This is a genomic window from Streptodolium elevatio (genome assembly GCF_053592165.1).
Genome location: NZ_JBSFVE010000041.1, coordinates 1 through 25,316 on the forward strand (window position 1 = coordinate 1; position 25,316 = coordinate 25,316).

General features: G+C 71.5%; 23 protein-coding genes. 18 read left to right on the plus strand and 5 right to left on the minus strand.

Annotation, left to right across the window (positions count from 1 at the left end; translation table 11 throughout):
* Positions 1-91: 91 nt before the first annotated feature.
* Positions 92-493 carry a thiol-disulfide oxidoreductase DCC family protein gene (locus ACWD12_RS39060; RefSeq protein WP_450103623.1) on the plus strand — a complete coding sequence of 134 codons (402 nt, stop codon included), beginning with the start codon at positions 92-94 and terminating at the stop codon, positions 491-493.
* Here the strand turns inward: ACWD12_RS39060 and ACWD12_RS39065 are convergent.
* Together ACWD12_RS39065 and ACWD12_RS39070 are read right to left on the minus strand one after the other, a co-directional pair.
* Positions 463-1,428: a hypothetical protein gene (locus ACWD12_RS39065; RefSeq protein ID WP_450103624.1), complete on the minus strand. Its 966-nt coding sequence runs from the start codon at positions 1,426-1,428 to the stop codon at positions 463-465. The two genes, ACWD12_RS39060 and ACWD12_RS39065, sit on opposite strands and share 31 nt — an antisense overlap.
* On the minus strand, positions 1,425-1,886 hold the full coding sequence (locus tag ACWD12_RS39070) for a hypothetical protein (protein WP_358357445.1): 462 nt from the start codon (positions 1,884-1,886) through the stop codon (positions 1,425-1,427). The genes ACWD12_RS39065 and ACWD12_RS39070 overlap by 4 nt, the downstream gene beginning before the upstream one ends.
* 268 nt (positions 1,887-2,154) lie before the next feature.
* On the opposite strand from ACWD12_RS39070, the gene ACWD12_RS39075 reads away from it, so the two are divergent.
* Positions 2,155-3,399 carry a hypothetical protein gene (locus ACWD12_RS39075; RefSeq protein WP_450103625.1) on the plus strand — a complete coding sequence of 415 codons (1,245 nt, stop codon included), beginning with the start codon at positions 2,155-2,157 and terminating at the stop codon, positions 3,397-3,399.
* A 107-nt stretch (positions 3,400-3,506) separates the two neighbouring features.
* Here ACWD12_RS39075 and ACWD12_RS39080 read toward each other — a convergent pair whose 3' ends face one another.
* Positions 3,507-5,669 carry an elongation factor G-like protein EF-G2 gene (locus ACWD12_RS39080; protein WP_358357439.1) on the minus strand — a complete coding sequence of 721 codons (2,163 nt, stop codon included), beginning with the start codon at positions 5,667-5,669 and terminating at the stop codon, positions 3,507-3,509.
* A gap of 426 nt (positions 5,670-6,095) precedes the next feature.
* Between ACWD12_RS39080 and pgsA the strand changes: the two genes are divergently transcribed.
* The 8 genes from pgsA (at position 6,096) to ACWD12_RS39120 (ending at position 12,692) form a co-directional block, all read left to right on the plus strand.
* Positions 6,096-6,749, plus strand: coding sequence for a phosphatidylinositol phosphate synthase (gene pgsA / locus ACWD12_RS39085; protein ID WP_358357437.1), 654 nt, complete (start codon positions 6,096-6,098; stop codon positions 6,747-6,749).
* Positions 6,746-7,705, plus strand: coding sequence for a phosphatidylinositol mannoside acyltransferase (locus ACWD12_RS39090; protein ID WP_450103626.1), 960 nt, complete (start codon positions 6,746-6,748; stop codon positions 7,703-7,705). The genes pgsA and ACWD12_RS39090 overlap by 4 nt, the downstream gene beginning before the upstream one ends.
* Positions 7,702-8,835, plus strand: coding sequence for a glycosyltransferase family 4 protein (locus ACWD12_RS39095; RefSeq protein WP_450103627.1), 1,134 nt, complete (start codon positions 7,702-7,704; stop codon positions 8,833-8,835). The genes ACWD12_RS39090 and ACWD12_RS39095 overlap by 4 nt, the downstream gene beginning before the upstream one ends.
* Positions 8,836-8,885: 50 nt before the next feature.
* Positions 8,886-9,362, plus strand: a complete 477-nt coding sequence (locus tag ACWD12_RS39100; RefSeq protein WP_450103628.1) for a histone deacetylase — start codon at positions 8,886-8,888, stop codon at positions 9,360-9,362.
* An 85-nt stretch (positions 9,363-9,447) separates the two neighbouring features.
* Positions 9,448-10,005, plus strand: a complete 558-nt coding sequence (locus ACWD12_RS39105) for a hypothetical protein (protein ID WP_450103629.1) — start codon at positions 9,448-9,450, stop codon at positions 10,003-10,005.
* A 174-nt stretch (positions 10,006-10,179) separates the two neighbouring features.
* Entirely contained in the window at positions 10,180-11,103 is a 924-nt protein-coding gene (pdxS, locus tag ACWD12_RS39110; RefSeq protein ID WP_358357428.1) for a pyridoxal 5'-phosphate synthase lyase subunit PdxS, read from the plus strand.
* Between the two features lie 151 nt (positions 11,104-11,254).
* Complete coding sequence (pdxT, locus tag ACWD12_RS39115) at positions 11,255-11,860, plus strand: pyridoxal 5'-phosphate synthase glutaminase subunit PdxT (protein WP_450103630.1); 606 nt, start codon at positions 11,255-11,257, stop codon at positions 11,858-11,860.
* Positions 11,861-11,939: 79 nt separating this feature from the next.
* Entirely contained in the window at positions 11,940-12,692 is a 753-nt protein-coding gene (locus ACWD12_RS39120) for a YebC/PmpR family DNA-binding transcriptional regulator (RefSeq protein WP_450103631.1), read from the plus strand.
* Positions 12,693-12,795: 103 nt separating this feature from the next.
* On the opposite strand, the gene ACWD12_RS39125 is transcribed toward ACWD12_RS39120, so the two are convergent.
* Positions 12,796-14,073: a mannosyltransferase family protein gene (locus ACWD12_RS39125; RefSeq protein ID WP_450103632.1), complete on the minus strand. Its 1,278-nt coding sequence runs from the start codon at positions 14,071-14,073 to the stop codon at positions 12,796-12,798.
* Between the two features lie 361 nt (positions 14,074-14,434).
* Positions 14,435-14,929: a group III truncated hemoglobin gene (locus ACWD12_RS39130; RefSeq protein WP_450103633.1), complete on the minus strand. Its 495-nt coding sequence runs from the start codon at positions 14,927-14,929 to the stop codon at positions 14,435-14,437.
* Positions 14,930-15,084: 155 nt separating this feature from the next.
* On the opposite strand from ACWD12_RS39130, the gene ruvC reads away from it, so the two are divergent.
* From ruvC to ACWD12_RS39170, 8 genes are all read left to right on the plus strand, one after another.
* Positions 15,085-15,633, plus strand: coding sequence for a crossover junction endodeoxyribonuclease RuvC (gene ruvC / locus ACWD12_RS39135; protein ID WP_450103634.1), 549 nt, complete (start codon positions 15,085-15,087; stop codon positions 15,631-15,633).
* 4 nt (positions 15,634-15,637) lie between these two features.
* Positions 15,638-16,258 (plus strand): Holliday junction branch migration protein RuvA, encoded by a 621-nt coding sequence (gene ruvA, locus ACWD12_RS39140; protein WP_358357413.1) that lies wholly within the window; start codon positions 15,638-15,640, stop codon positions 16,256-16,258.
* 244 nt (positions 16,259-16,502) lie between these two features.
* Entirely contained in the window at positions 16,503-17,606 is a 1,104-nt protein-coding gene (gene ruvB / locus ACWD12_RS39145; protein WP_450103635.1) for a Holliday junction branch migration DNA helicase RuvB, read from the plus strand.
* Between the two features lie 139 nt (positions 17,607-17,745).
* Positions 17,746-18,177: a preprotein translocase subunit YajC gene (yajC, locus tag ACWD12_RS39150; RefSeq protein WP_450103636.1), complete on the plus strand. Its 432-nt coding sequence runs from the start codon at positions 17,746-17,748 to the stop codon at positions 18,175-18,177.
* Between the two features lie 151 nt (positions 18,178-18,328).
* Positions 18,329-20,266: a protein translocase subunit SecD gene (secD, locus tag ACWD12_RS39155; RefSeq protein WP_450103637.1), complete on the plus strand. Its 1,938-nt coding sequence runs from the start codon at positions 18,329-18,331 to the stop codon at positions 20,264-20,266.
* Positions 20,266-21,462 (plus strand): protein translocase subunit SecF, encoded by a 1,197-nt coding sequence (secF, locus tag ACWD12_RS39160; protein ID WP_450103638.1) that lies wholly within the window; start codon positions 20,266-20,268, stop codon positions 21,460-21,462. The genes secD and secF overlap by 1 nt, the downstream gene beginning before the upstream one ends.
* Positions 21,463-21,553: 91 nt before the next feature.
* Positions 21,554-22,090, plus strand: a complete 537-nt coding sequence (locus ACWD12_RS39165) for an adenine phosphoribosyltransferase (RefSeq protein WP_358357399.1) — start codon at positions 21,554-21,556, stop codon at positions 22,088-22,090.
* 499 nt (positions 22,091-22,589) lie between these two features.
* Positions 22,590-25,058 carry a RelA/SpoT family protein gene (locus ACWD12_RS39170; RefSeq protein ID WP_450103639.1) on the plus strand — a complete coding sequence of 823 codons (2,469 nt, stop codon included), beginning with the start codon at positions 22,590-22,592 and terminating at the stop codon, positions 25,056-25,058.
* Positions 25,059-25,316: the final 258 nt, after the last annotated feature.

Genomic DNA, 25,316 nt, shown 5'->3' on the forward strand with positions numbered 1-25,316 from the left:
CCGGACGGCCACTCCTGGGAAGCCACGAACGGCAAGGAACCATCAGCCACATCCGGCCCTCCCGGGCCACCCAACAACTTACGGAGGAACCATGACCACGCGACCGGTACTGGTGTTCGACGGTGACTGCGGCTTCTGCACGAAGTCCGTCGAGGCCATGGAGCGCTGGATCGACCCCGACATCGAGATCACCGCCTGGCAGTTCGCCGACCTCGGCGAGCTCGGCGTGACCGAGGAGCGGGCCATGCACGAGGTCCTGTGGGTCACGCCCACCGGCGACGTGTACGGGGGCGCCGAAGCGGTCGCCAAGTTGCTCGCGTACCGCCGGGGTGTGTGGACGGTGCCCGGCGCGGTGTTGCAGATCCCGCCGGTCAACCTGCTGGCGGAGAAGGCGTACCGGCTGATCGCCGACAACCGCTACAAGCTGCCCGGCGGGACGCCTGCCTGCGCGCTGCCCCCGGATCAGCGCCCGGGGGCCAAGACCGCCGCCTGAGCGTCCTCCCGGCGGCGGGAGCCGCGGAGCCCGGAGAGTCGCGTCCCGACCTTCTCCCAGGGCACGAACGCGGTCAGGCAGATGATCGTCGGGAGGAAGTGGATCCCGATGGAGAGCCACGTGGCCAGGTGGAAGCCGAGCCAGAAGACCAGTCCGGCGGCCAGCCACCAGCGCCGCAGGAACAGGATGACGGGGGCGCACAGCTCGGCGAGGAAGATCACCCACTGCCCGAAGCGCAGCAGTTCGGGGTGGTCCAGGAACCACTTGCCGAACGGAGTGCCGCGCCGCTCGATGGCCCAGTAGAACGTCGCCCCGCTCGCCCATCCCCAGCCCGCCTCGCGGATCTTGGCCCAGGCCGCGAGCGAGTACGTCGAGATCGCCGCGACCTGCATGCAGCGCAGCGTCCAGGCCGCCGCCTCGCTCGGGGTGTCGTCGCGGAAGCGCGCCTTCCCGGCGGTGGGGAGCACCCATACGGCGATGACGATCGCGAAGTGGTCGTGGTCGACCTTGCCGTAGCCCATGTTGATGAGCTGCCACCACGTGAACGCGCCGGCCACCACCAGGCCGAGCGAGCGGTGGAACCGGCCGGTCGCGGCGAGCGGCGCGGCGATGAGCAGGATCCATTGGAGCGTGTCGGCGATGCCCGTGGTCGGGGTGGGCAGGTGCAGCCAGCGCGCCACCATCGTGGGCTGGTAGAACTCGGCGGGCAGCGCGGCGGTGCCCTTGACGTCCTGCGTGATGACGAGGATGTCGTACGGCACGAACAGGTACACCAGGGCGCGCACCCACGCCAGGCGCGAGCCGGGCACCGGATCGAACCACCAACGGCGGACCGCCTTCGCCGCCCCGCGCACCGGCGAACCGCCGCCGCGTGCGCCGACCGGCTCGGGCACCGCCTCGGCGGCGGGGGGCGGTCCGGAGGTCTGCGTGCTCATGTGACCTTCCAATCCGCCAACTGCTCGGTGACGACGTGGTCCTTCGCGCCGTCCCGCAGCACCGTGCGGTCGCGCATGACGTAGATGTGCACGTAGTGCGGAGTGTCGGGGTGCAGGCGGCGCTGGGTGTCGGCGAGGTTCTGGAGCAGCGAGGGGTCGGCCATGATCTTGAAGAGCTGGCCCTCCAGCTCGGCCCGTCCCATGCCCGCGCCGTTGCGCGACATCGGCACCTTGACGCGCGTGCCCGCGTCGGTGTCGGCCTCCAGGTAGTGCGAGTCGATGTTGCCGTTCGGGTCGGTGCGGAACGCGAACATCGACATCGGGGCGAACGGGAACTGGTCGTCGTTGCCCAGCAGGCTGCCGTGCACGATCAGCGCGATGCCCAGCGCCGCGGCGACGGCGCGCCACCAGCGCTGGAACGCGGACAACGACTTCGCCTCGGCGGGCGCTGAAGTCACTGGTCCCCCGTGGGAGTTCGGTCGGCACGGCCAGTCGTCGAAACTACGGGCCCGCCCTCGTACGGAGGTGGGCGGCCCGGCCAACTGTACCTACCGCGTATGCGTATGGGCGGTCGGCCATCCACAAACGGGCGTACACGCCACGCAGCTCGACCGAAGGCGTTCGTACACTGATCACATCAGTCTTGCCCGCCGACCCGAGCCGCGGCGACGGGGCGCGGAAGGGCGGCGGCGGATGTGGCGCGGAGTTCGATGGATCGCTTTCGCGGTGGCCTTCGCCATGGCCTGCGGCGGCGTCGTGGCGGCCCTCGCGGCGAGCCCCGCCGAGAAGCCCGTGCCACGGCTCCTCCAGGGCGGCGTGGCCGCCGATCCCGGGGCCCCCGGCGGTAGGCGCTCGTTGCCTGCCGACACGGCGCCGACGCCGCCGGACGCCGCCGAGACCGAGTGGCTGGCCGCAGGGTGGGTGCCCGGCGGTGACGCGTACCGCGGCATGGCCGAGCGCGCACTGCTCGACCTGCGCCTGCTGACCTCACTCGACGGCACCGTCGCGGCGGCATGGCACCCGGTCTGGGACTACATGTGGCCGCGAGACGCCGCCTGGGTGGCCGCGGCCTACTCCGCGACCGGGCACGGCGACAACGCCCTGACCGTGCTGCGCAGGCTCGCCGCCCTGCAGAACCCGCAGGGCACCTGGGAAGCCCGCTACCGGCTGGACGGCGGGCACGTCGGAGACGGCCGCGACGCCCAACTCGACGGCAACGGATGGGTGCCGTGGGCCGTGTGGTTCTGGTACTCCCACCAGGATCCGGCCGACCCCGCCACGGCCGCCGCGCTGGACGAGCTGTGGCCCGCCGTCGCCAAGGCCGCGGACCGCGCGGCCGCCGCACTGCGCGGCAACGGCCTGCCGCCCGCCGGGCCGGACTACTGGGAGACCCGCACCGACCAGGTGACGCTGGGCACTGCCGCCCCGCTGCTGGCCGGTCTGCGCGGTGCCGCCGCGTTGGCCGCCGCCCGCGGCGACCGGACGGCGGCCGAGCGGTGGTCGCACGCCGCGCGGCGGCTCGACGAGGCGATACGCACCGAGTTCGGGCCGTACGGCTACCCGCGCACCGCCGACGCGGGCAGCGGCGCGGACACCGCGGTCACCTGGCTCGGCCCGCCCTTCGCCGCGCCGTCCGCGGACGTGGCGGCCGCGGTGCGCGGTGCCGAGAGCGAACTCACCCTCGCCAACGGCGGCATCCTGCCCGGCGGCGACTGGGGCGGGCGAAAGGACGTGGCCTGGACCCCGGAGACGGCGTCATTCGCGCTGTTCGACGCGGCGTCCGGGCGGCGCGAGGCCGCCGACCAGCGCCTGGCGTGGCTCGACCGGCACCGCACGGCACGGGGCTCGCTGCCCGAGAAGGTCGACCCGGACGGCCGTCCGGCGTCCGTCGCCCCGCTGGCGTGGACGGCAGCCGCCGTGGTCTTGGCCCTGACGGCACAGGAGACCCCGCTGCCGGTTCCGCCGCCCTGACCGGTTCCGTATGAGCAGCCGAGGCAGGGCCGCGCGACAACCGGACCGACCCGCGGACGAGCGGCGCGGCCGGAGACACCGTCGTACGCGCCCCCGGCCACGACGGCTCAGGACGACAACTCCGCCTTGACCTTGGCGGCGAGCTGGTGGGGCATCGGCTCGTGGCGGGCGTACGAGCGGCTGAACTGGCCGGTGCCGTGCGACAGCGAGCGCAGGTCAATGGCATACCGGCTGATCTCGATCTCGGGGATCTCGGCGCGCACCAACGTGCGGCCGGAGCCGACGGGTTCGGTGCCGACCACGCGCCCCCGCCGGGAGGACAGGTCGCTCATCACCGCGCCGACATACTCGTCCGAGATGACGATCGACGTCTCGGACACCGGCTCCAACAGGTGCACCTCGGTGGCCGCGGCGGCCTCGCGCAGCGCGAGCGACCCGGCCATCTGGAACGCCATGTCGGACGAGTCGACCGAGTGCGCCTTGCCGTCCACCAGGGTCACGCGCAGGTCGACGACGGGGTAGCCGGCCGCGACACCGCGCGCCATCTGGGCGCGCACGCCCTTCTCGACGGACGGGATGAACTGCCGGGGCACCGAACCGCCGAACACCTTGTCGACGAACTCGAAGCCGCCTCCGTTGGGCAGCGGCTCCACCTCGATCTCGCACACCGCGAACTGGCCGTGCCCGCCGGACTGCTTCACGTGCCGGCCGCGCCCGTGCGCCTTGGCGGCGAACGTCTCGCGCAGCGACACCCGGTGCGGGATCGCGTCCACGGCGACGCCGTAGCGGACGCGCAGCCGGTCGAGGAGCACGTCGACGTGCGCCTCGCCCATGCACCACAGCACCAACTGCCGTGTGTCGGCGTTGTGTTCGAGGCGCAGCGTGGGGTCCTCGGCGACCAGCCGGGCCAGGCCCTGGGACAACTTGTCCTCGTCGGCCTTGCTGTGCGCCTGGATCGCGATGGGCAGCAGCGGGTCGGGCATCACCCACGGCTCCATCAGGAGCGGGTTGTCCTTGTCCGAGAGGGTGTCGCCGGTCTCCGCGCGCGTCAGCTTCGCGACCGCGACGACGTCGCCGGCGATGCCCCGGTTGAGCTGGCGCTGCGTCTTGCCGAGCGGGGACGACAGCGCGCCCACCCGCTCGTCGACGTCGTGGTCCTCGTGGCCGCGGTCGGCCAGTCCGTGCCCGGACACGTGCACGGTCATGTCGGGGCGCAGCGTGCCGGAGAACACGCGTACGAGGCTGATCCGGCCGACGTATGGGTCCGAGGTCGTCTTGACCACCTCGGCGACCAGCGGGCCCTCCGGGTCGCAGGTCAGCGGGTCGCGCGGCTTGCCCTCGGGCGTCGTCACCGCGGGCACCTCGTGCTCGGGCGGCGACGGGCACGCGCGGACGATGCCCTCCAGCAGCTCCACGGTGCCGAGGCCGTGGACCGTCGACGAGGCCAGGATCGGGTAGAACGAGCCGCGTGAGACGGCCAGCTCCAAGTCGGCGACCAGCGTCTCGACGTCGATCTCGTCGCCGCCGAGGTAGCGGTCCATGAGGGACTCGTCCTCGCTCTCCGCGATGACGGCCTCGATGAGCCGGTTGCGGGCCTCCTCGATCAGCGGCAGGTGCTCGGGGTCGGGGTCACGTGTCACCCGGGTCCCGGACGAGTAGTCGTACACCCGCTGGGTCAGCAGGCCCATCAGGCCGACCACCGACTCGTCGTCGCCGTGCAGCGGCAGGTAGAGCGGCAGCACGCGGTCCGAGTCGCCGTCGCCGAACACCCGCTGGCAGATCGCGGTCATCTCGTCGAAGTCGGCGCGCGGCGAGTCCAGCTTGGTGACCACGATGGCGCGCGGCATGCCGACCGCCGCGCACTCGTCCCACAGCATGCGGGTCGAACCGTCGACGCCGTCGGCAGCCGACACCACGAAGAGCGCCGCGTCGGCGGCGCGCAGGCCGGCCCGCAGGTCGCCGACGAAGTCCGCGTACCCGGGAGTGTCCAGGAGATTGATCTTGACGCCGTCGAACTCGACCGGCGCGAGCGACAAGGCCACCGAGCGGTGCTGCCGGTGCTCGATGTCCTCGAAGTCCGACACCGTGGTTCCGTCCTCGACGCGACCGGGGCGCGAGATGGTTCCGGTCGCCACGAGCAAGGACTCCACGAGCGTCGTCTTTCCGGCGCCCGTATGACCGACGAGTACGACGTTGCGCACCCTGTCGGGGCCGTCCACGGTAGGGCCTGCTCCTGCGGCCCCGGTTGAACCACCAGACCTGTCCGCCAATGCGCCCACCTCCTCCAAACGTCGTGGAGGCGCGGGAAAGGCCGGGAAGTCGGCCTCTCAAGTCCGCACATCCGGTTCCTCACGGGAAGCTTTCCGCCCAAAGCGGGGCGAGCACAAGAGCAGCGGCCGAACCAGTCACGACGGCCGCCGCGGACCCGCACGCCGATCGGACTTCAAGTCTCCGCCCGGAACCGGTCCGCAGCCAATACGGCGGGCCCGGCGACCCGCCTACCGCCATTTCGGCGTGCGCCGGGGCCCACCCCGCGGCTGATTCGGGGGGCCGGGCGCCACGCGCGGACATCCGGGGGACATCCGAGTGTCGTCGCGTCAGTACGATGGCGTGACCGGGCGGGGTGCGGCGGAGGTCCTTCGGATTCCGCGGCCTCCGCGTTCCAGACGGTCCTTAGGCGATCCTTCGGGAAGGCGATGCTCAACAAATACGCACGCGCTTTCTTCACCCGCGTGCTCAATCCGTTCGCGAGCTTCCTCGTCCGCAAGGGGGTCAGCCCCGACACCGTCACTTTGCTCGGGACGCTCGGTGTGGTGGCGGGTGCTCTGGTGTTCTTCCCGTTCGGCCACTTCTTCGTCGGAACGCTGGTGATCACCGCGTTCATCTTCTCCGACCTGGTCGACGGCAACATGGCCCGGCAGATCGGCAAGTCGACGAAGTGGGGGGCCTTCCTCGACTCGACGCTCGACCGCGTCGCGGACGCCGCGATCTTCGGCGCGCTCGCGGTGTGGTTCGCGGGCGACGGCGACAACCTGCGGCTGGCCGTGCTGTGCGTGTTCTGCCTGGCGTCCGGGCAGGTCGTGTCGTACACGAAGGCGCGGGCCGAGAGCCTGGGCCTCAAGTGCGACGTCTCCGGGCTCGTGGAGCGCGCCGAGCGCCTGGTTGGCGTGCTGGTGGCGACCGGCTTGGCGGGGCTGGGCGTGCCGTACATCCAGGAGGTCGCGCTCTGGGCCATCGCGGTCGGCAGCTTCGTGACGATCTTCCAGCGCATGCTGGCGGTCCGCAAGGAGGCCGACGGCCTGGAGATGACGCGGCCCGGCGCCGCGCCGGAGGGCGGTGGCACGGCGTGAGGCAGCGCCTGGTCGACGCGGGGTACGGACTGGGCTGGTCGCTCGTCAAATGGCTGCCCGAGGCCGTCACGCGCCCGGTGTTCAACGCCGCCGCCGACGTGGTCTGGTACCGGCGCGGGGGCGGCATCGAGCAGTTCGAGGCGAACCTGCGCCGCGTGCTGCCGGACGCGAGCGACGAGGAGATCAAGAAGGTCTCGCGCGAGGGCATGCGCTCCTACCTGCGCTACTTCCAGGAGGCCTTCCGGCTCCCGGTGTGGGACGAGAAGACCGTGCTGGAGCGCATGACCATCGCGCACATGGACCGCCTTGAGGAGGCATCCGCGCGCGGCAAGGGCGTCATCTTCGCGCTGCCCCACATGGGCAACTGGGACCTCGCCGGCGCGTCCATCACGGCACGCGGATACCCGTTCACCACGGTCGCCGAGCGCCTCAAGCCCGAGTCGCTGTACGAGCGGTTCCTCGAGTACCGACAGTCGCTCGGCATGGAGGTGCTGCCGCTGACCGGCGGCGACGGCAACATCTTCGGCGTACTGGCCCGCCGCCTGCGCGAGGGGCGGCTGGTCTGCCTGCTCGCGGACCGCGACCTGACGCGCAACGGCATCCCGGTGCAGTTCTTCGGTGAGCAGACGCGCATGCCGGCCGGGCCCGCGGCGCTGTCGATCCAGACGGGTGCGGCGCTGATCCCGGCGACGCTGGCCTACCGCCGGGTCGGCATCCACGCGACGCTGCACCCGGTGGTCGCGGTGCCGGAGGAAGGCGACCGCAAAAGCAAGATCGCCGCGATGACGCAGGGGGTCGCGGACGCCTTCGCCGCCGGGATCCGCAAGCACCCGCAGGACTGGCACATGTTGCAGCGCCTGTGGCTGTCCGACCTGGACGCGGAGCGACTCGCGCGTATCGAGGGCGCCGTCGACGCCAACGGCAACGGCACCGCCCCGCAGCGGAGCGACGCGTGAAGATCGGCGTGGTCTGCCCCTACTCGTGGGACGTCCCCGGCGGGGTGCAGTACCACGTGCGCGACCTCGCCAACTGGCTCATCGCGCACGGCCACGACGTGTCGGTGCTCGCGCCCGCGGACGACGACACGCCGCTGCCGCCGTACGTCGTCGGCGCGGGCCGCGCGGTCCCGGTGCGCTACAACGGCTCGGTCGCGCGGCTGAACTTCGGCTTTCTGTCGGCCGCGCGCGTACGCCGGTGGATCCACGACGGCGGCTTCGACGTCCTGCACATCCACGAACCGGCCACGCCCAGCCTCTCGTTGCTGGCGTGCTGGGCGGCGTCGGGGCCGGTCGTCGCGACATTCCACACGTCGAACCCGCGCTCGCGCGCGATGATCGCCGCGTACCCGATCCTGCAACCCGCCCTGGAGAAGATCAGCGCGCGCATCGCGGTGAGCGAGTACGCCCGCCGGACCCTGGTCGAACACCTCGGCGGCGACGCGGTCGTCATCCCCAACGGTGTCGAGGTGGCCTTCTTCGCCGACGCCGAGCCGGAGCCGTCCTGGCAGGGCACCGCCGACGCACCGACCCTCGGCTTCATCGGCCGCATCGACGAGCCGCGCAAGGGCCTCCCGGTCCTCCTGGACGCCTTCCCGGGCATCGCCGAGGCCTTCCCCGGGGCCCGCCTGCTCGTCGCCGGGCGCGGCGACACCGAGGAGGCCGCCGAAGGCCTGCCCGACGCCGTACGCGACCAGGTGACCTTTCTCGGCATGGTCAGCGACGCGGACAAGGCCCGGCTGCTGCGCAGCGTCGACGTCTACGTCGCCCCCAACACCGGCGGTGAGAGCTTCGGCATCATCCTCGTCGAGGCGATGTCGGCCGGCGCCCCGGTACTGGCGAGCGACCTCGACGCCTTCCGCCAGGTGCTGGACGGCGGCCGCGCCGGCGAACTCTTCCCGGTGGAGGACTCCGCCGCCCTCGCCGACGCCGCGATCGGCCTCCTGCGCGACCCCGACCGCCGCGCCGGCCTCCGCGAGACGGGCCTGCGGCACGTCCGCCGCTACGACTGGCAGACCGTCGGCGCCGACATCCTCGGCGTCTACGAAACGGTCACCGCGGGTGCTGTGCTGCCGGGCCGCGCGGACTGACCCGGCATCGTCCGCGGCCGTCCGCCACCGGTTTTCCTCCCGGGCCGGTCGTGTTCGCCCTCGAATCGCACGCCTGGACAGGCGGGTTGGGGCTCTACGCACCGGACGCCGGCGGATGGACGCCTGCGCGCGCGTACCTGATGAGCGCGGCGCAGTTCTCCGACGTCGCCGCCCAGGAGATGTACCGCGAGACGGGCTCGGACCTCGACCTCGGCCGCGTTCTGGCCGAGGGGCGCGCGACGTTCGGGCCCGGGCGCTACGAAACCCTGGCCTGCGCCGGGAACCTCCACGAACACCCCGTGCTCACCTTCACATGCGCAAAGCCCCCGCGGGCGGCCGAACTCAACGGGCCGGCTCCCGACTACCTGCGTCATCTCGCGTCCGGACTCGCCGAGGCCCACGGCTGGGACGCCCGGCGCATCGCCGCCCATCTGGCCCGGCGCCCCGGTGCGGCGGACCGCTGGCGCGCCGCCGACATCGCCGACCTGATCGGGTCGCCGGCCGCCGTCGCGCGCAACCACGCCTGAAAGTCCGGACGTTCGACCGCGCGTGCGCGCGCAGTGGATGCCACGCGGGCGGGCCGTGGGGGGACGGGGGTGGCGGCCGGAGATAATGCTCGGTGTGATGACAGCCGTGTGGATCATCGTCGCCGTGATCGCGATCGGGATCTACCTCAGTTGGACCGCGGGGCGGCTGGACCGGCTGCACGCGCGGGTGGACTCCACGCGCGCCGCGCTCGACGCGCAGTTGGTGCGGCGGGCCTCGATCGCGCTGGAGATTGCGACGTCGGGGCTCCTGGACCCGGCCAGTTCGCTGGTGCTCGCGGGCGCCGCGCACGACGCGCGGGGTGCGGAGGAAGACGACCGCGAGATGGCGGAGAGCGAGCTGACCCGCGCGCTGCGGATCGTGTTCGAGGAGCCGGGGCAGGTCGAGGACCTGCGGGCGCGGCTCGGCGGCGACGAACTGGTGGGGGAGTTGCAGACCGCGGTGCGGCGGGTGCCGATGGCACGGCGCTTCCACAACGACGCGGTGCGGTCGGCGCGGGCGGTTCGTCGGCACCGGCTCGTGCGGTACCTGCGGCTCGCGGGTCATGCGCCGTACCCGGTGACGTTCGAGATGGACGACGAGGAACCGCCGACGCTGCTGCCGGGCGGGAGCGCGGCGACCTGAGCGCGGTCGCCCTGCGGTCGCCGGAACGGCCGTCGCTCGCGCGGCGGGCCGGAGTGGTACGCCGCGGGCATCGCAAAGTGGTCCGGTTTTTCGCCCCTCGAGTGGCGTGAGAAGGCAGTACCGATCACCCGTACGATGGATTCGTACCGTCATCCACGTCGTGTGAGGTCAAGCGTGTCCACCACCCCTGCAAACCCCGAGTCGTCCGGCAACGCCCCCAAGACCGGCACCGAACTGGTCAAGCGCGGCATGGCCGAGCAGCTCAAGGGCGGTGTGATCATGGACGTGGTCACGCCGGAGCAGGCCAAGATCGCCGAGGACGCCGGCGCGGTCGCCGTCATGGCCCTCGAGCGGGTCCCCGCCGACATCCGCAAGGACGGCGGCGTCTCCCGGATGTCCGACCCGGACATGATCGACGGCATCATCGAGGCCGTCTCGATCCCGGTCATGGCCAAGGCCCGCATCGGCCACTTCGTCGAGGCCCAGGTCCTGCAGTCGCTCGGCGTCGACTACATCGACGAGTCCGAGGTCCTGACGCCGGCCGACGAGGCCAACCACATCAACAAGTGGAAGTTCACGACGCCGTTCGTGTGCGGCGCCACCAACCTGGGCGAGGCGCTGCGCCGCATCGCCGAGGGCGCGGCCATGATCCGCTCCAAGGGCGAGGCCGGTACCGGCAACGTCGTCGAGGCGACCCGCCACATGCGCACCATCCTGGGCGACATCAAGAAGCTCGCCGCCCTGGACGAGGACGAGCTGTTCGTCGCCGCCAAGAACCTCCAGGCGCCGTACGCGCTGGTCAAGGAGGTCGCCGGGCTCGGCAAGCTCCCCGTGGTCATGTTCACCGCGGGCGGCATCGCCACGCCGGCCGACGCCGCGATGATGATGCAGCTCGGCGCCGAGGGCGTCTTCGTCGGCTCGGGCATCTTCAAGTCCGGCGACCCGGCCAAGCGCGCCAAGGCGATCGTCGACGCCACGATGCACTTCGAGGACCCGGACATCATCGCCAAGGTCTCGCGCGGCCTCGGCGAGGCGATGGTCGGCATCAACATCGACACCCTGCCGGAGAGCGAGCGGTACGCCGGCCGCGGCTGGTGACGCCCCCGCGCACGCGGCGGTAGCCGCACCCTCCGGGCCCGGTCGCCGTACGGCTGCCGGGCCCGGTCCCGTGCCGCACCCCGCGGATCCGCCCCCGGCCCCGCGCAGTCGCACGCACCGAACTTCAGCACCGAACTTTCCCGAGGTCGCAGTGTCTTCACCCACCATCGGCGTACTCGCCATCCAGGGCGACGTGCGCGAGCACGCCGTCGCACTCGCCGAGTCCGGCGCGCTCGCCCGCCCGGTCCGCAAGGCCGAGGAGATCGCCGAGGTCGACGCGCTGGTGATCCCGGGTGGCGAGTCGACCACCATGTCCAAACTGGCCGTGTCCTTCGGCCTGTTGGCGCCGTTGCGCGAGCGCGTCAAGGCCGGCATGCCGGTGTACGGCTCGTGCGCCGGGATGATCATGCTGGCCGACAAGATCCTGGACGGCCGCGAGGACCAGGAGACCGTCGGCGGCATCGACATGACCGTGCGCCGCAACGCCTTCGGCCGGCAGAACCAGTCCTTCGAGGCCGACGTCGCGTTCGCGCACGCCTCGGGCGCACCCGTGCACGGCGTGTTCATCCGCGCCCCGTGGGTCGAGTCGGTCGGCGCCGGGGTCGAGGTGCTCGCCACGCTCACCGCCGAGCCGCATGCCGGACGCATCGTCGCGGTCCGCCAGGGCAACCTGGTCGCCACCTCCTTCCACCCCGAGCTGACCGGTGACCGCCGGGTGCACGCGTACTTCGTGGACCTGGTCCGCGACGCGGTGTGACGCCGACGTCTCGGTAGGATCTTCCGCGTGGCCTTCGCGGCCGCGCGCATCAGCAGGTGACCTGAAGGAGTAGAGGCGGATGTCCGGCCACTCAAAGTGGGCGACCACCAAGCACAAAAAGGCCGTCGTCGACGCCAAGCGCGGAAAGCTCTTCGCCAAGCTCATCAAGAACATCGAGGTGGCGGCGCGGACCGGCGGCGGTGACATCTCCGGGAACCCGACGCTGTACGACGCCATCCAGAAGGCGAAGAAGAGCTCGGTCCCCAACGACAACATCGACCGCGCGGTCAAGCGCGGTTCCGGTGCCGAGGCCGGCGGCGCCGACTACCAGGCGATCACGTACGAGGGCTACGGCCCCAACGGCGTCGCGGTCCTCATCGAGTGCCTGACCGACAACCGCAACCGCGCGGCGTCGGACGTGCGCGTGGCGATGACCCGCAACGGCGGCTCGATGGCCGACCCGGGCTCCGTCTCGTACATGTTCACGCGCAAGGGCGTCGTGATCGTGCCGAAGAACGAGCTGAGCGAGGACGACGTGCTCGGCGCGGTCCTGGACGCCGGCGCCGAGGAGGTCAACGACCTCGGCGAGGCTTTCGAGGTGGTCAGCGAGGCGTCCGACCTGGTCGGCGTGCGCACCGCGCTGCAGGAGGCGGGCATCGACTACGACTCCGCCGACGCGAACTTCCTGCCGAGCGTCACCGTCGAGCTCGACGAAGAGGGCGCGCGCAAGATCTTCCGGCTGATCGAGGCGCTGGAGGACTCCGACGACGTGCAGAACGTCTACGCGAACTTCGACGTGTCCGACGAGGTCATGGAGAAGATCGACGCCTGACCGCCGGCACCGCCTGGCGAGTGCCGGGCAGCGCTGTACGCGAAGGGGGCCGACCGCACCGCGCGGTCGGCCCCCTCGCATGTGCGCGTGGCTGCGCGGCGGGTCAGGGGTTGGTGTTGACGACGTACAGCAGGTAGCTCACGTACCAGCCGGAGAACGCCGCTCCGGCCAGCAGTACGACGCCCGCGACCTTGCGCGGCCACCGGGCCATCAGCGCGGCGAGCGGCAGCGCGATGGTGAAGGCGGGCAGCATGAAGCGCGGCTTGGACTGGAAGAACCAGCCGTTGCTGGTGGTCAACGCGAGGAACATGACCAGGGCGCCGTACACGTGCACGGGCAGCGGCACCTTGCGGTTGCGGAACGACCACACCATCAGCGCGACCGACAGGATGATCACGAACGTGCACACGACGTAGATCGGCCTGCCCAGGTGGGTCAGGTACTTGTTCATCCACTGCACGGTGCTTATGCCGAAGTCGAACCGCAGGTTGAACGCCTTGTCCTGGATCCAGAACCACGCGTCCCAGCGCTTGCCGATGAAGCCGACCCACACGATGAACCCGAGCACGCCCAGCGGCGCGAGCACCGTCGCGATGACCGGACGCCGCGCCTCGGCACCCAGCAGCCCCACGCGCGTGCCGTCGTCCCGCCTGGTCAGCATCACCTGCAGCGCCGCCACGCCGAGTGCGGCCACCAGCGCGAACGCGGTGTTGCGGGTCAGCCCCGCGCACAGGCACAGGATGAGCGCCGCGGTCCACTGCCGCTTCACGATCGCCAGCAGTCCCCACGAGGCGAACGCCACGAACAGCGCCTCGGAGTAGACCATCGTCAGCACCATCGAGCCGGGGGCGACCGCCCACAGCAGCGCGAAGATCGTCGCGGTGCGGTGGCTGCCGGTCAGGTGCTTGCCGAGCGCGTACAGGCCCCACGCCGCGACCGCGCCGGACGCGAACGTCACGACCATGCCCGCGTTGAGGCTGTCGAGACCGGTGATGTTGGAGACCAGCCGCACCAGGTACGGGTAGCCGGGGAAGAACTCGACGTTGACCCAGTAAGGCTTGCCGGCCGGCGAGACCGGCAGCTTGTCGACGTAGCCGAAGTCGGCGATGTCGCGGAACCACTTGCCGTCCCACGAGCCCACCATCGACCAGAACGGCTTCTTCGCGGCGTGCGCCATCAGGGCGAGCACCACGAGGTTGACCGCGCGGGCGATGAGGTACCCGATGATCGCGGGGAGTGCGGGGCGTACCGCCGTCACGAACCGCCTGCCCGACGCAACCGCCGCCGCCCGCGCCCGCTCCTTGAGGTCGGCGCCCCGGGAGGTCGGGTCAGCGGGCAGCTTGGCCGCGTCCGGGGCGACCGGAGTTGACGGTGACGGCATGAGGGCCCTTCTGCAAACTCGGGGTACTCGGGGTCGCCGGCCCTGCTACGCGGCCCGGCCAAGGCCACGCGGGCGCGGGACGCGCCGGGCGTGATCGACCGGACACAGCCTAGCGCCGCAGGTGGCAGCCCCGGCCCGGGTCCCGAGCGGTAACCGCCTGCCGGAGACCGATGGTGACGCACCCGTCACCTGGGTGTTATCCGCGCGCAGCCCGCTTCCCAGTTGGCCGGGGGCGGTGAGGCTGCCTCGGCCGCGGCCAAGTCCCGGAAAGTTGCCAAGCCCCTGAAAGCTGCTTGCTCCCCGCTGCGGCCGACCGTCGCAATTCGGCGCCGACGTACGTCCCGTCGCGTGCCGCGGGCGGTCAGCGGCGGGTGCTGAGGGGGAGTTCGGGGCGGCCGTCGGGGCCGTCGGCCCACGCGACGGGGGAGTCGGCGATCTGCAGGCGCTTGCGCATCGCGGCGGCGACGCGGCCCGCCTGCGCCACGGCACGCCGCGCGGTCGGACCGCTGTGGCGTGCCTCGACGGCGTCCGTCCACAGGCGCATCCAGCGCTCGAAGTGCTCTGCACTGAGAGGGAATTGCGTGTGCAGCGCGCGGTGCGGCTCCAGGGCGTTACCCCGGTACTCGCCGCTGCGCAGCAACGTCACTTCCCAGAAGTCCGCAAGCCGGGGGAGATGCGCTTCGAGGTCCATCTGCGCGACCTCGACGAAGATGTGGCCGAGGGCGTCGTCCGCGAACGCGGCGGCGTAGAAGTCCTCCAGCAGCAGGACGATGTCCTCGCGCGTCTCGATGTCGGGACGCCGAACCGCGGGGTCGTCGTGGGACACGGACTCGCCGTGGCGGGGCTGCGCTGGCATGGCCACCAGGGTATGCGGCGTGGCAGCGCCGCGACGAACCGATCCTTCGCTAGGCTCTCGATCGAGGCGAACAGATGTTCGCATGAGGCGTTCGGTCAGGCCCCGCGTGAGAGGTTTGCGCGAGGTGTTCGGGTGAGGCTGCCAGGGGAGTGCGCGTGCGGGTGTTCGGAGTCGACCCGGGGCTGACGCGCTGCGGGCTCGGGGTGGTGGAGGGCGGTGTGGGGAAGCCGCTTCGGCTGGTCGAGGCCGGAGTCGTACGTACGCCCGCCGACGCGGCCATCGACGCCCGCCTGCTGGGCGTCGAGCAGGGCATCGAGGAGTGGCTCGACCGGCACAGGCCCGACTGCGTCGCCGTCGAGCGCGTGTTCAGCCAGCACAACGTGCGTACCGTCATGGGTACCGCCCAGGCCTCCGCCGTCGCCATCGTCTGCGCGGCCCGCCGCGGCCTGCCGGTGACGTTGCACACGCCCAGCGAGGTCAAGGCCGCGGTCACCGGCAGCGGACGCGCGGACAAGGCGCAGATCGGCGCGATGGTCGCGCGCATCCTGCGCCTCGACTCGCCGCCCAAGCCCGCCGACGCCGCCGACGCGGTGGCCCTCGCCATCTGCCACATCTGGCGTGGCGGCGCGACGAACCGCCTCGCGGCCGCGGTGGCCGCGGCCCGCACACCTGCGCCGCGCCTGCCGCGCGGTACGCGAGGATGACCCCGTGATCGCCTTTGTCAGCGGCCCCGTCGCCGCGCTCGGTCCCGAACTGGCCGTCGTCGAAGTCGGCGGCGTCGGAATGGCCGTCCTGTGCACCCCCGCCACCCTCGCCGGCCTGCGCGTCGGGGAGCCCGCACGCCTGGCCACGAGCCTGGTCGTGCGCGAGGACTCCCTCACCCTGTACGGCTTCGCCGACGACGACGAGCGCTCGACCTTCGAACTGCTGCAGACCGCGAGCGGCGTCGGGCCGCGCCTCGCGCAGGCCATGCTCGCCGTGCACAGCCCGGACGCCCTGCGCGCGGCCGTGGCCGGCGGCGACGAGAAGGCGCTCACCGCCGTGCCCGGCATCGGCAAGAAGGGCGCGCAGAAGCTGCTCATCGAGCTCAAGGACCGGCTCGGCGCGCCGACGGGTGGCGCGGGGGCGGCCCGCATCGGGGCACCCGTCTCGCTGTCGTGGCGCGACCAACTGCATGCGGCGCTGGTCGGCCTCGGTTATGCGACGCGTGAGGCCGACGAGGCGGTCGGGGCCGCGGCTCCGGAGGCCGAGGCGGTCGTCGCGGAGGGCGGGACCCCGGACGTGGGTGCGTTGCTGCGTACCGCGTTGCGCAGCCTCAACCGCCGGTGAAGAGGGTGTTCGCGGACATGGCGGTCAGTCGATATATCTGTGCGGAGGGTGGTACGCACAGGCGTACGGACAGTCGGGCGCAAAGCCGTGCGTGTGTCCGGGCGGAAGGTCTTCGTGGCATCTGCGTGAGCGGCGGTGACGGCGCGACGTGTCCGTCGGGTGCGCAAGGATGGCGCTCGGGCACGCACGACGACGGGAGCATGCCCGCGCGACGCGACTTCAGGGGATTCAGGGGCGAGACGGCATGACGCACGATGGGGACCGCCTCGTCACCGCCGAGGCCGACGGCGATGACCAGGCCGTCGAGGCCGCGCTGCGCCCGCGCAGCCTCGACGAGTTCATCGGCCAGGAACGTGTCCGCGAGCAGCTGTCGCTCGTGCTGCGGGCCGCCAAGGCACGCGGCGGTACGCCCGACCACGTGCTGCTGTCCGGCCCGCCCGGGCTCGGCAAGACCACTCTGTCCATGATCATCGCGGCGGAGATGGGCGTACCGATCCGCATCACCTCGGGCCCGGCGATTCAGCACGCCGGCGACCTCGCGGCCATTCTCTCCTCGCTCGCCGAGGGCGAGGTGCTGTTCCTCGACGAGATCCACCGCATGTCGCGGCCCGCCGAGGAGATGCTGTACATGGCGATGGAGGACTTCCGCGTCGACATCATCGTCGGCAAGGGCCCCGGCGCCACCGCCATTCCCCTGGAACTGCCGCCGTTCACGCTCGTCGGCGCGACGACCCGGGCCGGCCTGCTGCCGCCGCCGCTGCGCGACCGGTTCGGCTTCACCGGCCACATGGACTTCTACGCGCCCGCCGAGCTGGAGCGCGTGCTGCACCGCTCGGCGCGACTGCTGGACGTGCCCATCCAGGAGGACGGCGCCGCCGAGATCGCCGGCCGGTCGCGCGGGACGCCGCGTATCGCCAACCGCCTGCTGCGCCGCGTACGCGACTATGCCCAGGTCCGCGCTGACGGGGAGGTGACGCGCGAGGTGGCCGGGCTCGCCCTCGACGTCTACGAAGTCGACAAGTCAGGACTGGACCGGCTGGACCGGTCGGTGCTGCGCGCGCTGGTGACGCTGTTCGGCGGCGGCCCGGTGGGGCTGTCGACGCTCGCGGTCGCGGTCGGCGAGGAAACGGAGACCGTCGAGGAGGTGGCCGAGCCGTTCCTGGTGCGAAGCGGTCTACTCGCCCGGACGCCGCGCGGCAGGGTGGCGACGGCCGCGGCGTGGACGCACCTGGGGCTCGTACCGCCGCAGAACACCGCGAGCGGACAGTCGGGGCGTACCGCTCAGCCGGGATTGTTCGGGGACGAAGGCCCCTCGGCCGGATCGGGCGGCGGCGCGGCGAACGGGTGACCGCCGGGAACGCCTGCGCCCCGCGATCGTTGTTCCTTGTGTATCCGTCCGTCTAGACTCCGCCGAGGCCACACGTCGGCCTTGATCAACGTCATGATCCGAGCCGCCGAGCGGCCCCGGAAAGGAACCGTTTCCAGCCGTGGACATCCTCAGCCTTCTGCCCATCCTGCTCATTTTCGTCGTGATCTATTTCTTCATGATCAAGCCGGCGAAGAAGCGCCAGCAGGAGGCAGCGCAGACGCAGAACTCGTTGCGCCCCGGGTCGGAGGTCCGTACGATCGCGGGTCTCTTTGCGACCGTCACCGAGGTCGAGGACGACTCCGTCATCCTGGAGATCGCCCCGGACGTCCACTGCCGCTACCTCAAGAGCGCGATCGCCGCGGTGCTGAGCACCGGCGAGGACGACGGCGACCACGGCGACGATGACGAGGACGACCACGACGAGACTCCGGCGGGCGGTACGGACGGAGCGCAGGACGGCTCGGACGCCGACCCGATCGACCTCGGCAAGAAGCCGGGCAGCGGGGCGGCCAACGGTGACAACGGCGAACAGCCGCGTAGGGACGCCTAGTTCCTGAAATCGCGGTGAGGGCGGCGGCCCGCTGGGCCGTCGTCGGCAATACAGTCATGTCCAGGCCACGGATGCACCCGGATACGGGTCCGGGCGCTGTGCCGTGATCCGGCGACGTACCGGACCGGCACCAACAGGGAGATGGGCGAAGGTGGCAGCACCGAAATCAAGCACACGAGGGCACCCCGGACGGGCCCTGGTCTTCATCACGGTGGTCATCGCCGCCCTCTACGGGATCATGTTCGCGACCGGCGACACCACGCCGCGGCTCGGCATCGACCTTGCGGGCGGCACCAGCGTGACGCTGAAGGCCAAGCCCGACCAGGGCGCGGGCAAGAACGCCGTCAACCCGGACAACATGAACACCGCGGTGGCGATCATCCGCGACCGCGTCAACGCGTTCGGCGTGTCCGAGGCCGAGGTGCAGACCCAGGGCAGCGACCACATCGTCATCAACATCCCCAAGGGGAAGGGCGAGAAGGAAGCCGCCGCGCAGGTCGGGCAGACCGCCAAGCTGTACTTCCGGCCGGTGCTGAAGGCAGAGCAGCAGGCGGTCGTCGACACCCCCGCGACGACCCCGCCGCCGAGCCAGACGCCGGGCACGACGCCGCCCGCGTCCTCGGCGCCGCCCGCCGCGTCCAACCCGCCGCAGGGTCAGGGCGCGGCCTCGTCGCCGCCGCCCGCCGCCGGGACGCCCTCGGGTTCCACCCAGCCGACCGCCACGGGCTCCGCGACGAGCACCGCCTCGAACAAGGCGACCCCGACGTCGAGTAGCTCGACGTCGTCGAAGCCGCAGGGCCGGGTCATCCCGGACCTGAAGGAGGCGACCCCGCCGCCGTCCGCGAACCCGCCGGGCAACCCGACGCCGACGCCGTCCGCCACCACCGCGGCGCCGTTCGACATGACGCAGCCGATAACGGAAACGCCCACGCAGCCGAACGCCGACCTCGCGGCCTTCGGTGTCTCGCCGGAGCTGCAGGCCAAGTTCGACGCGCTGGACTGCTCGAACCCGGCGAACCGCGGTATCGGCAACACCACCGACCCCGCGCAACCGACGGTCGCGTGCGACAAGGACATCAACAAGGAAACGCAGACGATCGAGAAGTACATTCTCGGTCCGGCCGCGATCGACGGCACCGACCTCTCCTCGTCGCAGGCGCAGCTCCCGGGCGCCGGCCAGGTGGGCGGCTGGGAGGTCGCGCTCAACTTCGACGGCACCGGCACCGACAAGTTCACCAAGATCACCGGTGAGCTCGCGAGCAGCCAGTACCCGACGAACCGCTTCGCGGTCGAGCTGGACGGCGCCGTGGTCGTCGCGCCGACGGTCAGCCAGGAGCTGCCCGGCGGCCAGGCGGTCATCACCGGCGACTTCAGCCAGAAGGAAGCCAAGTCCCTCGCGAACGTCCTGAAGTTCGGCGCGCTGCCGCTGTCCTTCGAGCAGAGCGAGGTCAGCACCGTCTCCGCGGCGCTCGGCGGCGACCAGCTCCGCGGCGGTCTGATCGCCGGTGCGATCGGCCTCTTCCTGGTCGCGCTGTACTCGATCATGTACTACCGCGGCCTCGGCATCGTGAGCCTCGTCAGCCTCGCGATCTCCGGCCTGCTGACGTACGCGATCATGTGCCTCCTCGGCCGCGGCATCGGCTTCGCGCTGAACCTGCCCGCGGTCTGCGGCGCCATCGCGGCCATCGGCATCACCGCCGACTCGTTCATCGTCTACTTCGAGCGCATCCGCGACGAGGTACGCGAGGGCAAGTCGCTGCAGCCCGCCGTCGCCCGCGCCTGGCCGCGTGCCCGGCGCACCATCCTGGTGTCCGACTTCGTGTCGTTCCTCGCCGCCGCGGTCCTGTACTACGTGTCGGTCGGCAAGGTGAAGGGCTTCGCGTTCACGCTCGGTCTCACCACGCTCCTCGACGTCGTGGTGGTGTTCCTGTTCACCAAGCCGCTGATGGTGATCCTGGCGCGCAAGAAGTTCTTCGCGTCCGGCCACCCGTGGTCGGGCCTCGACCCGTCGCGCCTGGGTGCCAAGCGGGCCCTGGCGTACCGTGCGACGCGCCGGCCCCGGCCCACCGTCGAACCCAAGGAGGCCTGATGCGACGCCTCTCCGGCCTGCGCAGCGTCGGCCACAAGCTCTACACCGGCGAGCTCGAGTACGACTTCGTCGGCAAGAAGAAGCGCTGGTACGCGCTGTCCGCGCTGATTCTGGTGCTCGCGGTGGCCGGCCTCTTGGGCCGCGGGCTGTCGCAGGGCATCGAGTTCAAGGGCGGCGCGGTCTTCACCGTCAACAAGCCCGGGATCTCGGTCTCGCAGGCGCACGACGCCATAGGGGAGTTCACCGGTTCCCACGAGCCGATCGTCCAGAAGGTCGGCGGCGACCAGGTCCGCATCCAGATCGCCAGCAAGGACACCGGCAACTTCAACAAGATCAGGGACGCGCTGAGCGAAAGGCTCGGCGTCGCGCCCGACAAGATCGACAGCGAACTGGTCGGTCCGAGCTGGGGCAAGGAGATCTCCAACAAGGCCTTGCAGGGCCTGCTGATCTTCATGGTCCTGGTGGTGATCTACCTCAGCATCGCCTTCGAGTGGCGGATGGCGATGGCGGCGCTGGTCGCGCTCATCCACGACATCGTCATCACGATCGGCGTGTACGCGCTGGTCGGCTTCGAGGTGACGCCGGGTACGGTCATCGGCCTGCTGACCATCCTCGGTTATTCGCTCTACGACACCGTCGTCGTGTTCGACACGGTGAAGGAGACGACCCGGGGCATCACCAAGCAGAACAAGATCACCTTCAGTCAGGCCGCCAACCGGGGCCTCAACCAGACCCTGGTCCGGTCGATCAACACCTCCGTGGTGGCGCTGCTGCCGGTCGCGTCGCTGCTGTTCGTCGGCGGCGGCCTGCTCGGCGCGGGCATGCTCAAGGACATCGCGCTGTCGCTGTTCGTGGGCCTGGCCGCGGGTGCGTTCTCGTCGATCTTCATCGCCACGCCGATGTTCGCCGACCTCAAGGAGCGCACGCCGGAGATGCGGCAGCTCGCCAAGCGGGTCGCGCAGCACCGGGCGGCGCAGGCCAAGGCGGCCGCGCGCGGCGAGGGCGACGCGTCCGCGAAGCCCGCGGCGTCGTCGGCTGCCGACGCCGACGAGGACGGCGACACCGACGAGGAGGAGGGCGACGGCGAGCCGGCCGCCGCCGGGTCCTCGTCGCGGGGCACGGGTTCGGGAGGCGTACGCCGCCAACCGTCGCGCAACCGCTCGCGCAACCGCCCGAGCGGCAAGCGCAAGCACTGACCACCGGAGACCGGGTGGCGTACGGGACAGCCCTCGTGCTGCACCGCACGCCACCCGGTCGCCGCTTTTTCCGGGAAAGGACCCCCGAACCGTGGAACTGAGCGACCTGCTCACCAGCCGAATCCGCGACGTCCCCGACTGGCCCAAGCCCGGCGTGGTCTTCAAGGACATCTCACCGCTGCTCGCCGACCACGAGGCGTTCACGGCACTCGTCGACGCGCTCGCCGACCAGTGCGCCGAGGCCGGGGTGCAGAAGGTCGTCGGCATCGAGGCCCGTGGCTTCATCCTGGCCGCACCGGTCGCCTACCGGGCCGGCGCCGGGTTCGTGCCGGTCCGCAAGCAGGGCAAGCTGCCGTGCGCGACCTTCGCGGAGAGCTACGACCTGGAGTACGGCTCCGCGACCTTGGAGGTCCACCAGGACGCGTTCGCGCCCGGCGAACGCGTGCTCGTCATCGACGACGTGCTCGCCACCGGGGGCACCGTGGCCGCCACGATCGCCCTCGTCCGGCGCGCCGGAGCCGAGGTCGCGGGGGTGTCCGTGCTGCTGGAGCTGGGGTTCCTGGCGGGGCGCGCGAAGCTCGACGGGCTGCTGCCCGACACGTCGGTGCGGTCCTTCCTGACCATCTGAGACCCGCGGACGCGAACCCGCGCCGGGCCACTCTCGTTACGATGGAGGTCCAGTGAGGTTTTTCGACGATGACACAGCGGAGCGGCCGAGCCACCAGGCCCCGCCTCCGGCGGGTCGCCCGCGGAAGACGACGCAGCAGTAACCGGCGGGAGGAGTGCCGTTGCCGGACGAGGTCGTGCCCGTGGCGCCGACACCGGGAGAGTCCGCACCGGACACCTCCCGTGCCCCTTTGCGGGCCGCGTCGGACCGGGCCAACCGGCAAGCACCGGGAGACGGATCCGACCGCGCGGACGATTCGACGGGCGGATCCGCCCCGCCCGCCGACACCCCCGCGGCACCCGCTCCCGGTGACGCATCCACCGCCGCCGTACGCGCGCCGGAGGCGCCTTCCGGCGCCCTGTCCACCGCAGGGGAGGGGGCGTCGGCTCCCGAGCCTGCCTCGGCCTCGGAGCGGGGCTCGGGGCCGGACCCGGAGCCCCGTACGGAGCCCGGCACGGGCATGAACGCTGAGTCGGCCCCGGAGTCGCCCGCCGAGCCGGCCCCGGACCGCTCCGAGACGGTAGGTACCGACCACGGCGCCGCGGCCGCCGGAGCCCCCGGCCCGGAGTCACGCCCCGCACCCGCGCGCCCGCCGGTCGTCCGCCGTACCACCTCCGGCGACCGCGTACGCAGCCTGCGCGGCGACACCGGCGGCCGAGTGCGGGCCCGCCTCGCCCGGCTCGGGGTGCAGCGCAGCAGCGTCTACAACCCGGTCCTGGAGCCGCTGCTGCGGATCGTGCGGGTCAACGACCCCAAGGCCGACCTGCGCCAGATCGAGAGCGCGTACACGACGGCGGAGCGCTGGCACCGGGGGCAGCGGCGCAAGAGCGGCGACCCGTACATCACCCACCCGCTGGCCGTCGCCACGATCCTGGCCGAACTGGGCATGGACCCGCCGACGCTGATGGCGGGTCTGCTGCACGACACGGTCGAGGACACCGACTACGGCCTGGAGACGCTGCGCCGCGACTTCGGCGACACCGTCGCGATGCTCGTCGACGGCGTCACCAAGCTCGACAAGGTCAAGTTCGGCGAGGCCGCGCAGGCCGAGACCGTGCGCAAGATGGTCATCGCGATGGCGAAGGACCCGCGTGTCCTGGTCATCAAGCTCGCCGACCGCCTGCACAACATGCGCACGATGCGCTACCTGAAGCGTGAGAAGCAGGAGCGCAAGGCGCGCGAGACGCTGGAGATCTACGCGCCGCTGGCCCACCGCCTGGGCATGAACACCATCAAGTGGGAGCTGGAGGACCTGGCCTTCGCCATCCTCTACCCCAAGATGTACGACGAGATCGTGCGCCTGGTCGCCGAGCGCGCCCCCAAGCGCGACGAGTACCTGGCCGTCGTCATCGACCAGGTGCAGCAGGACCTGCGCGGTTCGCGGATCAAGGCGACCGTCACCGGTCGGCCGAAGCACTACTACTCCGTGTACCAGAAGATGATCGTCCGGGGCCGCGACTTCGCGGAGATCTACGACCTGGTCGGCATCCGCGTACTCGTCGACTCCGTCCGCGACTGCTATGCGGCGCTCGGGACCATCCACGCGCGGTGGAACCCGGTGCCGGGGCGGTTCAAGGACTACGTCGCGATGCCCAAGTTCAACATGTACCAGTCGCTGCACACGACGGTGATCGGGCCCGAGGGCAAGCCCGTCGAACTGCAGATCCGCACCTTCGACATGCACCGGCGTGCGGAGTACGGCATCGCGGCGCACTGGAAGTACAAGGCGGAGGCGGTCGGCGGCAACCGTGCGGCGACCGACGCCAAGGCGTCCAAGAAGGACAACGGCCAGGTCGGCGACATGGCGTGGCTGCGCCAACTCCTCGACTGGCAGCGGGAGACCGACGATCCGGGCGAGTTCCTGGAGTCGCTGCGGTTCGACCTGTCCTCGCAGGAGGTCTTCGTCTTCACCCCCAAGGGCGACGTCATCGCGCTGCCCGCGGGATCCACGCCGGTCGACTTCGCGTACGCCGTGCACACCGACGTCGGGCACCGCACCATCGGCGCCCGCGTCAACGGCCGTCTCGTGCCGCTGGAGAGCCGCCTCGACAACGGCGACCTGGTCGAGGTGTTCACCTCCAAGGCCGAGAACGCCGCGCCCAGTCGCGACTGGCTGGGCTTCGTCAAGTCGCCGCGCGCCCGCAACAAGATCCGCCAGTGGTTCTCCAAGGAGCGCCGCGAGGAGGCGATCGAGCACGGCAAGGACGCCCTGACACGCGCGATGCGCAAGCAGGGCCTGCCCTTGCAGCGCCTCATGACCAGCGGCGACACACTCGTGACGCTGGCCCACGAGCTGCGCTACCCGGACATCTCCGCGCTGTACGCCGCGATCGGCGAACAGCAGGTCTCCGCCCAGCACATCGTGCAGCGCCTGGTCGCGTCGCTGGGCGGCGAGGAGGGCGCGACCGAGGACCTGGCCGAGGTCACCACACCGACCGCGACCCGGCGTTCGCGGCGGGCCAGCGGCGACCCGGGCGTGATCGTCAAGGGCGTCGAAGACATCTGGGTCAAGCTGTCACGGTGCTGCACGCCGGTGCCGGGCGACCCGATCATCGGCTTCGTGACGCGCGGCAGCGGCGTCTCGGTGCACCGCAAGGACTGCGGCAACGTCGAGTCGCTGTCGCAGCAGCCGGAGCGCATCGTCGAGGTCGAGTGGGCGCCGACCGCGTCCTCGGTGTTCCTGGTCGCGATAGAGGTCCAGGCGCTGGATCGGTCGCGGCTCCTGTCGGACATCACGAGGGTGTTGTCCGACCAACACGTCAACATCCTGTCGGCGTCCGTGACCACCAGCCGCGACCGGGTGGCGCTCAGCCGCTTCACGTTCGAGATGGGCGACCCCAAGCACCTCGGACACGTGCTGAAGGCGGTACGCGGCGTCGAGGGCGTCTTCGACGCGTACCGCGTCACGAGCGGGCGGCAGCAGGGCTGAGCCGCGGGCTTCGCGGCGCTCGTAGGTTCCGTGGCCCCGTTGTCTCTCGTGGCGTTGTGCGCTGCGTGGGCTGCGTGGCTGCGCGGGCTGCGTGGCCTTCAGGGCCTTTGGGGGCTCCTGTCGGCTTCGTGGTCGCCAGGAGCCCACGCCTATGCGGGACGTGACGGGGGGTCAGGCCGCCCCGCGGCCACGTGGGGCCCGCCACAGCGCGTACGAAGGCACCGCAGGCCACGGCGCAGCGCGTACGGCATAGGGGCC

Bases quoted from the DNA above. Each gene is read 5' to 3' on its own strand.
- ACWD12_RS39060 (WP_450103623.1), top strand. From the start codon at position 92: ATGACCACGCGACCGGTACTGGTGTTCGACGGTGACTGCGGCTTCTGC.
- ACWD12_RS39065 (WP_450103624.1), bottom strand. From the start codon at position 1,428: ATGAGCACGCAGACCTCCGGACCGCCCCCCGCCGCCGAGGCGGTGCCC.
- pgsA (WP_358357437.1), top strand. From the start codon at position 6,096: ATGCTCAACAAATACGCACGCGCTTTCTTCACCCGCGTGCTCAATCCG.
- ACWD12_RS39105 (WP_450103629.1), top strand. From the start codon at position 9,448: ATGCTCGGTGTGATGACAGCCGTGTGGATCATCGTCGCCGTGATCGCG.
- ACWD12_RS39120 (WP_450103631.1), top strand. From the start codon at position 11,940: ATGTCCGGCCACTCAAAGTGGGCGACCACCAAGCACAAAAAGGCCGTC.
- ACWD12_RS39125 (WP_450103632.1), bottom strand. From the start codon at position 14,073: ATGCCGTCACCGTCAACTCCGGTCGCCCCGGACGCGGCCAAGCTGCCC.
- ACWD12_RS39130 (WP_450103633.1), bottom strand. From the start codon at position 14,929: ATGCCAGCGCAGCCCCGCCACGGCGAGTCCGTGTCCCACGACGACCCC.
- ruvB (WP_450103635.1), top strand. From the start codon at position 16,503: ATGACGCACGATGGGGACCGCCTCGTCACCGCCGAGGCCGACGGCGAT.
- secF (WP_450103638.1), top strand. From the start codon at position 20,266: ATGCGACGCCTCTCCGGCCTGCGCAGCGTCGGCCACAAGCTCTACACC.
- ACWD12_RS39170 (WP_450103639.1), top strand. From the start codon at position 22,590: ATGAACGCTGAGTCGGCCCCGGAGTCGCCCGCCGAGCCGGCCCCGGAC.